Consider the following 13,980-nt stretch of genomic DNA (forward strand, 5'->3'; position numbering starts at 1 on the left):
AAATTTTAGTCTATTTGTATTTTCGGTGTCACGAAAATAAGTAATTCACGTTTCTCATTAAACTCGCTGGTGCTCTTAAATAAGCGTCCAACATATGGAATATCACCAAGTACAGGTACTTTATTTGTGGTATTAATTATTTGCTGCTGAAAAATACCACCCAGCACAACGGTTTGGCCGTTATCAACCAGCACTTGTGTTTCAATTTGTTGAGTGTCTATCGAAACCGCTTCACCTGTTCCAGTTTGAACCGTTTCGCCACGAGTATCTTGTGTAATAACTAAGTCTAAAATAACTTTGTTATCAGGCGTTATATGCGGTGTAACCTCAAGGCTCAATACCGCTTTTTTAAAGCTTACAGTAGTAGCACCACTTGAGGCTGATTCGGTATAGGGGATTTCAGTACCTTGCTCAATACGTGCTTTTTGCTGATTAGCTGCAGTAATCCGCGGACTTGCGATAATCTCAGCCTTATTTTCTTCCTCTAAAGCACTTAGCTCTAAATCAATTAAAGTGCCATTAGCCAACTTAGCTATGTGTAAACCAATACTTGCCGCAGGGTTAGTAATAGGTAGGTTTACATTAAGACGGTCTGATAAATCAGGAATAATGCCATTTGAGATAGACTCAGCTCCTTCAAGCGAGCCAGAGATACCATCACTATCTTGTTGATCACTAAATCCCCAACGCACGCCTAAATCTTCTGTGACGTTATCGCGCACCGTTACCATACGTGATTCAATAATAACCTGTTGTACTGGGATATCGAGTGTTTCAATCATACGGCGAATGCTCTCAATGCTCTTCGCTGAATCTTTAATAAGTAATGTATTGGTACGCTGGTCAACCGATACACTGCCTCGGGCAGAAATGATGCTGTTAGTGTCGGTTTTCAGTAAATCCGCAAAATCTTCAGCTTTAGCGTAGTTTAAACGAATATACTCACTGTAAAGCGGCTCTAAATCCTCGACCTTTTGTTTTGCTAGTAAATCTTTAGCTTCACGAGCGGCGAGCTCTTCAGCTGGCGCAACCATCAATATAGAGCCATCCATACGCTTATCAAGGCCTTTAATACGTAGTACAACATCTAAAGCCTGATCCCATGGAACGCCATCTAAACGAAGCGTAATATTGCCGGTTACTGAGTCACTCGTTACTAAGTTAAACTCGTTATAACCCGCTATGATTTGCAGTACAGCTCTAACCGAAATATCTTGGAAGTTTAAGGTCATTGGACGACCTTGATATTCCTTGCCGCCATCTAAATAGGCATTTTGCGTTTCATCTTTTTCAATCGTTAACGTTAAAATGTTATCTATTTGCTGGTAGGTAAAGGTAAAAGCAGCATTAGGCTCAATAACTACACGGCTTAAGCTATCTTCTTTAAAGGTTTCAATGCTACTTACTACAGTACCAAAATCTAGCACATCTAATTCATACAGTAAGTCGTCTAAAATATCTGTGTGATGAAACTCTGCAATTATTTTTCCACCACTTTCATGTACTTCTATTGCAGCTTGCGTGTCTTGTAAAAATACTAAAACTTTTGCTTCGCCTTTTTCACCACGGCGAAAATCAATAGATTGAATCCGATTAATATAAGCGCTTGAGGCATCATAACTATTGCTGCTTTCATCAGAAGCTTGCTCAGTAAGCGGGTTATCAGATACGCGCAACGACACTAAGTTATTATTAACTTGTGTTTCGTATATTTTTAAACGCTCTAAATTTACCGTAACTTTTAAGCCTTGCTCTGTCAGTACGCTGCTTACACTGTTAATACCTGCGTGATCGACCGGCACATTTTCAAGACCCTGTTCTAGTTCTGCACCATCAAATAGCATTTCTATGCGCGCTGGTGTGTTGTGTACTTGAATTTTAGGTTGTTGTGTTAGCTCTTCGTCAAATACAAGTTGTAACTCTGTCTCGCCTTTTAGCAAGGGGTTATAACGTACATCATAAAGTAGCGGCGCTGCACTGGCTGTTTTTGCAACAAAAAGAGCCAATATGACAAATAACACCGTTTGAAAACGATGATGCCAAAGTACATCCTTATGCATGTGTGTTTTACCTTTTTTATTATTAATTTGCGCCATTATTTGCCGCCTCTAACATTTCCAATTTAGTCAGCCGCTCTTTCCAACAACCCGACCCATCAGGGATTAATTCAACTAGTTCTACATAATCACTACTTACAGACTTAACTTTACCGTCATACGTCCCTAAGTAATTATTTACCGTTACCCTATGCAGCGTTTCATCCGCTGCGGTGATCAGTGCCCACATTTGCCCGTTAGAGCCTAATGTACCTTTCATTGATAGGTTATCGAGCGGATACTTTTCTAGTGGCTCTCTCACTCTATCAGGGTCAGGGTGTAAACAATTTTTAATTTGCGTTAGCTTATTTTGAATAATTTCAGGCTGCGGAGCCACAAAAGGACTACGTAACTGCGATGCATTATATTCAAAATGTTCAAACTGCGTTAATTCAGGTATTTCCTCAACTTTAGGCGTGGTGCTGGCCTTAACTTGGTCAATAAATTCTTTTTGCTCCGACGTATCGTCGTTACAACCTGCCAACAATAAAACAGACAATGATAATAAAGGGACTAATCTCACTTTTTAACCCCTTCTTCATAACGATATGTTTTTGCTACCACACTGAATGTTAGTTGCTTTTCGCCAGATGATACAATCGAAAAGTCATGTAAACTTACAATTCGTGGTAATTGGGCTACTTTTCCTACAAATTCTCCAAATTCATGGTAAGTGCCTATTACTTCAATTTTAATTGGCAGCTCAGTATAAAACTCTTTTTCGACTTCAGGTAACCAGCCAATTTTCAAAAATGTTAAACCGCTAGTAGTACCTACATAAGATAAATCGTCTAACAGGCCTGGGGTTTCATTTGAGGTAGGTAATCGCTTTAGTAGTTGTGAAAACTTATCTTCCATTTCAACCATTTGCTGGCGGTATATATCAAGCTTACTGGCTACGGCATACTTTGTTCTGTAGGTACTGCGCAGCTCTACTTCTTTAGCTACCGCGCTGTGATAGCTGTCTATTTCATCAGATACCAATAGGCTGTAACTAAAAAACAACACTAAACCGGCTATAAATAAGCAACAAATTGCTTTTACCGCAACGGGCCACTCGCCAATGTTGTCGAGCTCAATTTCATTCCAATCTATTTCATTTAAGGCTTTTAAATCAAGGTTCATCACTTACCTCACCAATTTCATCAAATGGTTTTACGTAAAACTCCATATTAAAATCACTGAGTAACCGTGATGTTTGATCGCCTGCCACAATGCCTTGCATGGTAGGTCTTTCTAATAAATATGAGCCTTGCACCTGACGCAGCATAGTAGATAAACGATTGTTTGATTCACTGCGCCCTAGCACATGTATTTGACTGCCGCGGCGCTCAAGCTTAGTTAAATACACGCCTTGAGGAACAATTTTAGCTACTTCATCCATAATTTGAGTACCTAAATTACGGCTGCTTTGTAGCTCTTCAATTAATCGCATACGTTGTTGTAAATTTTCTTTTCGCTTATCAAGATTTCTAATTTCACTGATTTTTTTATCAAGCATGCTTATTTCTGAACTTAAATAATTATTTTTTAAATTTTGGCCATCTTTTAAACCCGCGTAAAAAGAGCTAAGTAAGTACATACTTGCAAAACAGCCTATAACAACCGCAACTAAAATTGTTATAAATTTCTTTTTTGATTCTTCACGCTGTAGCTCTCGCCACGGCAGTAGATTTATATGTGGCATGATGAAAAGCTCCTTAATGCCAAACCAGTAGCAATTGCAAACTGCGTTCTATTTCGCTGCATTACATTTCTGTCTACTTTTGGCGAAACTTCCATATTTGCAAATGGTTCAGCAACCACAGCATGAATACCGAGCTCTTCAATTAACAACCTATCTAAACCGTCAATCATCGATGTACCGCCAGTTAGCACAATATAATCTACTTGATCTTTACCTGTGGTTGTTAAAAACATTTGTACCGCACGGCGCACTTGTTGCAATAATGATGTTTGAAACGGTGCCAGCACTTCAAAAGTATAATTAGGGGGTAAGTCACCCGTTGTTTTTCCTATTTCAGCCTCATCAAAGCCTTTGTTATAGTAAGACACAATGCTGTTAGTGTATTGGTCGCCACCAAACACTTGGTCACGGGTATAAATTGTTTCACCTGCTTGAACAACACTCACCAACATTAAAACAGCGCCAATATCTACCACCGCAACACACTTGTTAAAGGCGTCACTTGGCAATTGCTGATAATACACATCCATTGCTCTACTTAACGCATAGCTTTCAACATCAACCACTTTAGCGGTTAAGTTTGCCGCCTCAAGTGCGCCCACACGGGCTTCAACACTTTCTGTACGTGCAGCAGATAACAACACATTCATTTTACTCGGGTCGGCTTCGTTGGTAGAGAGCTTTTCAAAATCTAAGCTCACTTCATCAAGGGGGTAAGGTATTAAGCTGTCAGCTTCTATTTCAATTTGCGACTCTAATTCAGCGTCACTTAATGAAACATCCATAAAAATAACTTTAGTGATAACGGTTTGCCCTGATACAGCCACTGCCGCTGATTTTAAAGATTTTGGTAGTTTTCTTTTTAATTTTGTAATTATGTTACCAATTGCTTCAATATCCTGAATAGAGCGCTCGCTCATTGCGCCTTTTGGCATAGGTTCAATTGCAAGTGCTTCTAGTCGAAATCCCGTTTCAATTTCACTTAAAAGCACTGCTTTGATAGAGTGCGATCCGATATCAATTCCGACCATCGCAGTGGATGGCTTTTGAAATAGTTGACTTAGCATGTTTGCAACTTGACCTTTGTTTTAATAATAAACAAGTTATAATTTTTTTAGTAAAAAATATTATTCATTTTTTAATCAATATATACTAGCAGTCTAAACTCGCAATTGGGAGTCCATTTAGGGAAATATAAGTGATTTTATTAAAACGAACATTACAATTTTTTATCATTTGCACGTTATTTGGTCTGATCACTTTAATCAGCCTTTATTATTACGTTAAACCTGATATCCCCAGTGTGCAAGTTTTAAAAGACGTGCAATTACAAACCCCTATGCAAGTCTTTACAAAAGATGGACTCTTAATTAATCAATTTGGTGAAAAACGCCGCATCCCCGTCACTATAGACGAAATTCCCCAGCCTTTAATTGATGCTTTTTTAGCAACAGAAGACAACCGTTTTTATGACCATATTGGTATAGACCCTATTGGTATTGTCCGTTCTGCTATTGTGTTAATTTCAACAGGTGAGAAAAAACAAGGCGCGAGTACCATTACTATGCAGCTTGCTCGTAACTTCTTTTTAACACGAGAAAAAGCGTATATTCGTAAAGTTAAAGAGATTTTTATAGCTCTACATATTGAAAGTGTATTAACAAAAGACGAAATTCTTGAGCTGTATCTTAATAAAATAGAACTAGGTAATCGTGCATTTGGTATTGGTGCTGCTGCTCAAGTTTACTATGGTAAAGAGCTAAAAGACCTCACTCTTGCACAAATGGCAATGATTGCCGGCTTACCTAAAGCCCCTTCGGCGCTTAACCCAATTCGTAACCCAATTAGAGCTAAAGCACGCCGTAATGTAGTGCTTGGTCGCTTGCTTACTGAAAACTATATTACGCAACAGCAATACAACGAGGCGGCTAACCAGCCTATCACTGCTTATTTTCACGGTGCTGAGATAGACCTTTACGCCCCTTATATCTCTGAGATGGTTCGTGCTGAGATGGTTGAGCGCTACGGTGTAGAAAAAGCATATAACTCTGGCTTTAAGATATTTACCTCAGTGGAGTCTAAAGTTCAAAAGGCTGCGCAAGCAGCTTTAGTTAATAATTTACATAACTACGATATGCGTCATGGCTTTCGTGGGCCTGTAGACGTGTTATGGGATCCAGAAACACAGCCCGCCTTAAGTGAGCAGCAAATTATAGAAAAGCTAAAACCTGTTAAAGAAATAGCTGATTTGCATGCTGGCGTGGTGTTAAATGTGGCAGAGAAAACCGCTGACGTTATTTTAAAAAATGGCCAGCGCACCACACTTGATTGGGATAATTTAAAATGGGCGCGCAAATACATTACTCGCTACCGCCAAAGTTTTGCCCCTAAAGCTGCTACTGACATTCTTACCCCTGGCATGCAAATATGGCTGCGTAAAAATAACGACGACACTTACCTACTAAGCCAAATACCAGAAGCTGCCAGTGCACTTGTTTCACTCGACCCACAAGATGGTCGTATTAAAGCTATAGTAGGCGGTTACAGTTTTGAGCAAAGCCAATACAACCGAGCGGTACAAGCTAAACGCCAAGTTGGCTCTAATATTAAACCCTTTATTTATTCTGCTGCGCTCGAAAATGGCTATACATTAGCCTCTATTTTAAACGATGCGCCAATAAACCAGTGGGATAAAAGTTTAGGTGTAGCGTGGCGACCAAAAAACAGCCCAGCAGTTTATAATGGCCCTATACGTATTCGCCGTGCACTTGCACAATCTAAAAACGTTATTTCTGTGCGCTTACTTCGCGGTGTAGGGTTACAACGCACCGCCGATCACTTGCTTAAGTTTGGTTTTAAAGATGCTGATATTAACCGCAGTGAATCGTTAGCATTAGGGAGTGCATCAATCACGCCATTAGAGCTTGCTCGCGGCATGAGCGCATTTGCTAATGGCGGTCACTTAATTGAACCTTACTTTATATCTGAAATTCAAGATGCCTATGGCAATGTACTATTTAAAGCAAACCCGGCTCTTGCTTGCGATGAAGACGAGCTATTACCCGTCTCTCAAGCAATGGATAGCTTTGCCAACAATAACCTAGATACCGACATAACAGATGATACAGCCACGCAAGCACGTTGTGCACCGCGTGTTATTTCAAAGCAAAATGCTTTTTTAATTGCTGAAGCAATGCACAGCGCAGTATGGGGTGGCGGTAGCTGGACCCATAAAACAGGCTGGAGCGGGACAGGCTGGCGTGCGCAAGCATTAGATAGACGCGATCTATCGGGTAAAACAGGCACAACCAATGACTCTGTTGATACTTGGTTTAGCGGCTTTAACCGCAATGTAGTAACGTCTGTATGGGTTGGTTTTGACAACCCAGGTAACTCGTTAGGGCGCTCCACCTATAATAACAACCTAGATAGCAGCCAAATCTCTGGCGCTGAATCGGGCGCCAAAACGGCACAGCCTGCCTGGGTTGATTTTATGAAAGTGGCGCTTGAGGGCACACCAGAAGCGCCAATAGAGCCTCCTGAAGGGCTAGTTTCAATTCGTATCGATTTAAAAACAGGTTTGTTAAGTCATAAAAACGACTACACCAGTCGCTTTGAATATTTTGAAAAAGGCACTGCGCCTACAAAATATGTGCTGTCTCAGCCAACTGATATTTTTGAAGAAGATACAAAAACAGAAGAAGAGCTATTCTAAAAACAAAAACGGCAGCTTACACAAGCTGCCGTTTTACTATTAATATTTGCTGCGCTATTTTAGGTTTTTAACTAACCAATATAAATCAGAGTGCACTCCCGCGGCGGTCACTTCTTTGCCTGCCCCAGGGCCTTGTATTACTAAGGCGTTTTCGTTGTACCACTGGCTATTAATAACAAAGATATTATCGCCTGGTGTTAAGTTAGCTAAGGCGTCCCCTTTAGGCGCGTAAGTTATACCTACCTTCGCCGATACTTTACCCTGCTCTAATGCCAATAAACCGGTATACCTAAGTACAGCATCTTGCGCATTTGCCGCATCGGCATGGTGTTTAATAAAGGCATTTAGCTTATCTTTATTCGCTAAAAAGTCATCCCATGAACCTTGGGCTAGCTCATCAGGCATTAATGCTTGTAAGCTTATATCATTTAAATCTAATTCAATGCCAAGCTCGCGCGCAAGTATCAGCAATTTACGTTGCATATCGCGGCCCGATAAATCCTCGCGAGGATCAGGCTCTGTAAAGCCCATTTTTTGCGCTTCAAGAACAAGGTCAGAAAATGCCACACTGCCATCGTACTTACTGCATAGCCACGAGAGTGTGCCCGAGAAAACACCTTCAATACGGGTAATTTTATCGCCACTATTTTGTAAATCGGCCAACGCAAAGTTAATTGGCAATCCTGCCCCAACACTGGTGTTGTAGCGCCAATGCAAGTTACGCTCGCTAATACTTTGGCGCAGCGCGTTATACCAATTAGATGCAGCAGTGCCTGCGTACTTGTTAGCACTTATTAAATGGCAGTCTCGCTCTACAAAGTCGGTGTATAATTGGCTAAATTGCTCGCTTGCCGTTATATCAACAACAACTTTGTGCTCGTAATCAAGTTCGTTTAATGCACTTAATAAATCCGCCTGCTCATAAGCAACGGCATTATGCTGCCATTGTTTTTTCCACTGTCCGAGTGTAATACCCGAGGCATTAAATAGCATATGTTGCGAGCGAATTAACCCAACTAGCTTAATACTATAATCGCCCGACAAACGCTTAAATTGAGCATCTAGCTGGCTTAAAAATTCATCGCCTACATTACCTAAGCCAGCCACAACCAGAGCAACTTCTTGACCTTTATTAATTAATTTTTCGTGCAATAAACTAAGTACATCGCTTTCTATTAACTGATCTGTTAACAGCAATGTATAGCCTGTATCTTGATGAATAAAACGAGGGTGAATACTTTGCTGATTTAAAACCTCAGCCGCTAATGTACTTAATGTGTAAACATCTTGCGTAGGCGCAACCACCGCGCAGCCATTTAAATTAGACTCGCTTATATTTGCTCGCCCAGCGAAATAACTCACTACTTGATGCGTTGCACCCGCGGGCACAACTAAGTATGTATCGCCGTTGTGTATAAAATGATGAAGGCTGTGCTGAATAAGCTGGCTAACATGCGCCACTTCTCCCGCGTTAAGGCCTTCAACGAGTAGTAAATCAACGTTTTGTAATGTAGTAATAAAACGTTTTTGCTTAGCTTTGCCTTGTTTTACAATATCGGTAGGGGCAGTTTGCACATCAAAACTACTACGTACAGCCAGTTTAATATTACTGTTTTTTAAAGGCGAAAGCGTTTTAGCATGTAAAACCGGGTTACCCAATCGAGCTAATAAGTTAGCTTGTTCACGGCACACCTTGTTGTACTTAATCGCCTTTTCAACTTTACGTGGGTCGGCACTAAATACCCCTGGCGTATCAGTCCAAATACATACATTTTGTGCATCGCAATAATTGGCTAATAAGGTGGCGCTGTAATCACTGCCATTGCGCCCAAGCGTAACTGTTTTACCATCAGCACTTGCTGCGATAAACCCTGTTACTACGTTAATTTTATTTGCATCAATAACTTGGCTGCATTGCTGTTTGTTTTGCGCATGCAAAAGCTCCCCGCTTGTTACACTAAACAGCGCTCTAGCATCATGAGCACACGCTTGAATGTTTAATTGCGTTAAATAGGCTGCCAATAATCGCGCAGACCACAGCTCACCATGCGCCAGTAAGGCCGCCTCTTGCAACTGCTGCTTGCTGGCTTGCTCCGCTACATCACTTAGCTCTTGCGCTAACACAGCTAAAGCCGTGTGTTTAGCATCGGCTTTTAATAACTCTTCAATTAATGCTGTTTGGTGATTACTCAATTGCAGCAAAATATCAGCAACGGCTTGCTTATCTTGTTGTTGATAACTTTGCCACAGCGATACCAATGTATCGGTGGTTTTACCCGCAGCAGATACAACCACGCAATCGCCAGGCTGTGTGTGGCCAATAATTATTTTTGCCACACTTTGATAGCGCTCGCCCGAGCTTAAGCTCGAGCCGCCAAATTTATGTACACTTTTTACCATACTCAATCACCACAAAGCTGGATGAGCAGCCTGCTGCTTTACATCACCATTGGCATTGCCTGCAGCTTTGCCAACACGCCCTACATTTTTATTTTGACCAGGTTTAACTAAGTTAAATACACGTTCAAAATCAGCCAGTAGGTCTTCTATATCTTCAATACCGACCGAAATACGAATTAGCGTATCGCCCACACCCGCCTCTAAACGTGCTTGAGCTTCCATACCTGCGTGAGTCATGGTCGCAGGATGACAAATTAAACTCTCAACCCCACCTAACGATTCTGCTAAGCTAAATTCTTTAAGGCTTGTTAAAAACGCCGCAGCATCATTCACATCGCCTTTAATATCAAAACTAACCATACCACCAAACCCAAGCTGTTGGGCTTTAGCAAGCGTATGTTGAGGATGCGATTCAAGGCCTGGGTAGTAAACTTGGCTAACATACTCAGAGCTTTCTAGGTATTTAGCAATTGCCAGGGCATTTTCTTGGTGCTGTTTTAAACGCACATTTAAAGTACGTAAACCACGTAACGTTAAATAGCTATCAAATGGTGCGCCGGTAATACCAATGTTATTGGCCCACCAAGCAAGCTCATCACCAAGCTCTTGTGTTGCAGCAACAACTGCACCGCCTACAACATCAGAATGGCCGTTTATATATTTAGTGGTTGAGTGCACAACAATATCTACGCCAAACTTAATGGGGTTTTGTAATGCCGGTGATAAAAAGGTGTTATCGGCGGCCACTAATGCACCGCACTGTTTTGCTATATCCGTCACGGCTTTAATATCCGTTAGGCGCAGCACAGGGTTGCTTGGTGTTTCTATCCAAATTAATTTAGGTTTAATGGTTAAAATTTGTTCTAAGCTTTCTGGTTTAGTTAAATCAAGCACTTTAAGTTTAAGCAAGCCGCGCTTTTCTAACGACGTAAATAAACGGTAGCTGCCGCCATAACAATCGTGAGGAATAACCAATGTATCATCGTTATTTAATAACTGTGTGGCTAAGTGCACTGCTGCCATGCCCGTAGCAGTAATAATTCCGCGTGCGCCACCTTCAAGCTCTGCTAGAGTGTCAGCTAAAATATCGCGATTAGGATTACCACTGCGTCCATAGTCGTATGCGCGCTTAGTATCAAAATCGGCAAACGAATAAGTCGTCGATAAATAAATTGGCGGTACAACGGCGCCATGATGTTTATCGGCATCAACCCCATTTCGTACAGCAATGGTTGCTTTGTTTTTTTCGCTCATATTCGTCACCTGATTAATTTGGATGTTTAGACGTCTAAAAGAGTAAGTTATCCATTATAATAAGTCAAAGCTTTTAAAGCTCTAGATGGCTAAAAATAACAGGCGCGTAAAACTTCAAGAAAGCTGTATTTACTATTACAGCCAGCTTATTAAGATAGATTGCTATCTATTATTTGACTATCTTTTTTAAAACGATAGAATTTCACGCATATTTACACGCTTTTTACGCCGTGTGAGAAATTAATAATCTGAGGCAACGATACATCTTATGGCTAAATGGAATGGTGAGTATATTCACCCATACGCAGAACACGGGAAAAAATCAGAGCAAGTTAAAAAGATCACCGTTTCGATCCCGCTAAATGTATTAAAAGTATTAACTGATGAGCGTACACGTCGTCAAATAAACAACCTGCGTCATGCAACAAACAGCGAGTTACTATGCGAAGCGTTTTTGCATGCCTTTACAGGCCAGCCATTACCTAATGATGATGACCTACGTAAAGATAACGCAGAAAAAGTACCTGAAGAAGTTAAAAAAATAATGCAAGAAATGGGTTTAGAAGTGCCTATTTTAGACGAAGAATAAAACGTCTTTTTAAACAAAAAAACCTCAGCATGCTGAGGTTTTTTTGTTTAAGCGCTATAGATTACGCCATATAATTTTCCGGTAAGTCAATTTGTGCCACGCCCGATTCAACAGCAGCAATAGCAACCGCCTTGGCTATACGTGGTAATAAACGCGGGTCCATCGGTTTAGGAATAATGTAGTCTGCACCAAATTCGAGCTTTTCTACACCCGCTGCTTTTAATACTTGCTCAGGCACTGGCTCTTTAGCAATACTACGAATAGCTTCAACAGCGGCTATTTTCATTTCATCGTTAATTGCGCTTGCACGTACATCAAGTGCACCACGGAAAATAAACGGGAAACATAAAACATTATTAACTTGGTTAGGGAAATCAGAACGCCCCGTTGCCATAATTAAGTCTTTACGTGCACTGTGCGCAAGCTCAGGTGCAATTTCAGGATCTGGGTTTGAACATGCAAACACCACTGGCTTATCGGCCATTAGTTTTAGATCTTCAGGTGCAAGTAAGTTAGGACCCGATACACCTACAAACACATCAGCATCAGCAATTACATCTTGTAGAGTACGCTTATCTGTATTGTTAGCAAAAAGCTGTTTGTATTCGTTTAAGTCATCGCGGCGAGTATGAATAACCCCTTTGCGGTCTAGCATATAAATATGTTCGCGCAGTGCACCACACTTAATTAACAGCTCCATACAAGCAACCGCTGCAGCGCCTGCACCTAAACATACAATAATGGCATCTTCTATTGATTTGCCCTGCACTTCTAAAGCGTTAAGCATACCTGCCGCAGTTACAATAGCGGTACCGTGTTGGTCATCATGAAAAACCGGAATACTGCAACGCTCAATAAGTGCTTTTTCAATTTCAAAACACTCTGGCGCTTTAATATCTTCTAAGTTAATACCACCAAACGTATCGGCAATATTAGCCACTGTATTTATAAAGTCTTCGGTGGTGCGATGCTTAACTTCAATATCAATAGAATCTAGGCCAGCAAAACGTTTAAATAAAAGCGCCTTACCTTCCATAACAGGTTTAGAGGCTAATGGCCCTAAATTACCCAAACCTAAAATTGCCGTACCATTACTGATCACCGCAACCATATTACCTTTACCGGTATATTTATATGCATTGGCTGGGTCTGCTGCAATTTCGCGCACAGGCTCTGCAACACCGGGGCTGTATGCTAATGCTAAATCTTGCACCGTTTCGGCCGGTTTTGTTAGCTCAATGCTGATTTTGCCTGGAACGGGGTGAGAGTGGTAGTGTAATGCTTGTTCACGAAAATCTGACATAACGCGATGGTATCCTGCAATTTAAGTTAAGTGAGAGGGAGTATGGGGCTAAGATACTCTTATTATTTTTAAATTCCAAGCAATATCAGGTCTATCCTGTTATATGCTATATCCGTTAATTTTAAGTGATTTATCAGCAACTTCGCTAAAAGTTATCAATATTAAACAAATAAAAATTCATTCAAAAAGTGCTTTTTGAGGTTCATTTTGCCCTGCCAATATTTTTGTAAAATAGCAGAATATTAAAAGAGTAAAATGCACCAATATGGCGCGTTTATCACCGTTAAAAACAAATATCGCCACGATAAGCACTTTTAGCAGCTTGGTTAAAAATTAACGTATAAAAAATATAGAGAAGAATTGTGAGTTTGTCTGCAAAGGTTTATGCATATTCAGAATAAGAACAGGAAATAGTTATGCACACGTAGTACGGCAATAATCGGTGGTTTTTCAGTAAAAGTGATGAATTTTAGGCACAAAAAAAGCACCCGAAGGTGCTTTTTTTACTAAACAGCAATAATTACTTCTTGCTGCTAAGTGCACCGAAGCGCTTGTTGAAGCGATCAACACGGCCGCCAGTGTCTAAAATCTTTTGCTTACCAGTGTAAAACGGGTGACACGCAGAACATACGTCTAGGTGAATGTCTTTACAAAGAGTAGAACGAGTTTCGAATTTGTTTCCGCATGAACATGTTGCAGAAATTGCTTCGTACTTAGGGTGAATACCTTCTTTCATAGGAACCTCTAGTTAAGGCCGCATCGCTCTCCAAACCCGAAGTCTGGCACCATACGTCGTTAAAACAAATTTATAGGCCGCGGATTTTATCCAACTAGCTTGCCCCGCACAAGCTTTAATTACGCTTTTTGCCAAAAAAGTAACCAACCAGCGCTACCGCATCCATTTGTATGTAGGTTTTTAGCCTTATTTTTAGTACA

11 protein-coding genes are annotated in these 13,980 nt (G+C 40.7%); 2 read left to right on the top strand and 9 right to left on the bottom strand.

Translation table 11 applies throughout. The features are described from left to right. Positions 1-5 precede the first annotated feature (5 nt). From NQT65_RS17080 to NQT65_RS17100, 5 genes are read right to left on the bottom strand one after another with little or no spacing between them, the layout of a single operon-like run. Positions 6-2,096, bottom strand: a complete 2,091-nt coding sequence (locus NQT65_RS17080) for a type IV pilus secretin PilQ (RefSeq protein ID WP_138685358.1) — start codon at positions 2,094-2,096, stop codon at positions 6-8. Beyond that, complete coding sequence (locus NQT65_RS17085) at positions 2,083-2,619, bottom strand: pilus assembly protein PilP (RefSeq protein WP_024032530.1); 537 nt, start codon at positions 2,617-2,619, stop codon at positions 2,083-2,085. Before NQT65_RS17085 ends, NQT65_RS17080 begins: the two co-directional genes overlap by 14 nt. Further along, positions 2,616-3,221 carry a type IV pilus inner membrane component PilO gene (locus NQT65_RS17090; protein ID WP_004589347.1) on the bottom strand — a complete coding sequence of 202 codons (606 nt, stop codon included), beginning with the start codon at positions 3,219-3,221 and terminating at the stop codon, positions 2,616-2,618. Before NQT65_RS17090 ends, NQT65_RS17085 begins: the two co-directional genes overlap by 4 nt. Then, entirely contained in the window at positions 3,211-3,783 is a 573-nt protein-coding gene (locus NQT65_RS17095) for a PilN domain-containing protein (RefSeq protein ID WP_024032531.1), read from the bottom strand. The genes NQT65_RS17090 and NQT65_RS17095 overlap by 11 nt, the downstream gene beginning before the upstream one ends. After that, the gene (locus NQT65_RS17100) at positions 3,771-4,850 is read right to left on the bottom strand and encodes a pilus assembly protein PilM (RefSeq protein WP_004589345.1); all 1,080 of its coding nucleotides are present in this window, start codon (positions 4,848-4,850) and stop codon (positions 3,771-3,773) included. The genes NQT65_RS17095 and NQT65_RS17100 overlap by 13 nt, the downstream gene beginning before the upstream one ends. 131 nt (positions 4,851-4,981) lie before the next feature. On the opposite strand from NQT65_RS17100, the gene NQT65_RS17105 reads away from it, so the two are divergent. Further along, positions 4,982-7,498, top strand: coding sequence for a penicillin-binding protein 1A (locus NQT65_RS17105; RefSeq protein ID WP_256851636.1), 2,517 nt, complete (start codon positions 4,982-4,984; stop codon positions 7,496-7,498). Between the two features lie 54 nt (positions 7,499-7,552). Here NQT65_RS17105 and metL read toward each other — a convergent pair whose 3' ends face one another. Then, positions 7,553-9,898: a bifunctional aspartate kinase/homoserine dehydrogenase II gene (gene metL / locus NQT65_RS17110; protein ID WP_256851637.1), complete on the bottom strand. Its 2,346-nt coding sequence runs from the start codon at positions 9,896-9,898 to the stop codon at positions 7,553-7,555. Positions 9,899-9,904: 6 nt separating this feature from the next. After that, positions 9,905-11,152, bottom strand: a complete 1,248-nt coding sequence (gene metB, locus NQT65_RS17115; protein WP_096041057.1) for a cystathionine gamma-synthase — start codon at positions 11,150-11,152, stop codon at positions 9,905-9,907. A 268-nt stretch (positions 11,153-11,420) separates the two neighbouring features. Between metB and metJ the strand changes: the two genes are divergently transcribed. Next, positions 11,421-11,741 (top strand): met regulon transcriptional regulator MetJ, encoded by a 321-nt coding sequence (metJ, locus tag NQT65_RS17120; RefSeq protein ID WP_004589341.1) that lies wholly within the window; start codon positions 11,421-11,423, stop codon positions 11,739-11,741. A 61-nt stretch (positions 11,742-11,802) separates the two neighbouring features. On the opposite strand, the gene NQT65_RS17125 is transcribed toward metJ, so the two are convergent. Then, positions 11,803-13,044: a malic enzyme-like NAD(P)-binding protein gene (locus NQT65_RS17125; protein ID WP_029771819.1), complete on the bottom strand. Its 1,242-nt coding sequence runs from the start codon at positions 13,042-13,044 to the stop codon at positions 11,803-11,805. A 520-nt stretch (positions 13,045-13,564) separates the two neighbouring features. Beyond that, positions 13,565-13,780, bottom strand: coding sequence for a 50S ribosomal protein L31 (rpmE, locus tag NQT65_RS17130; RefSeq protein ID WP_004589339.1), 216 nt, complete (start codon positions 13,778-13,780; stop codon positions 13,565-13,567). Positions 13,781-13,980: the final 200 nt, after the last annotated feature.

This window comes from Pseudoalteromonas agarivorans (genome assembly GCF_024518735.1).
GTDB lineage: Bacteria > Pseudomonadota > Gammaproteobacteria > Enterobacterales > Alteromonadaceae > Pseudoalteromonas > Pseudoalteromonas atlantica.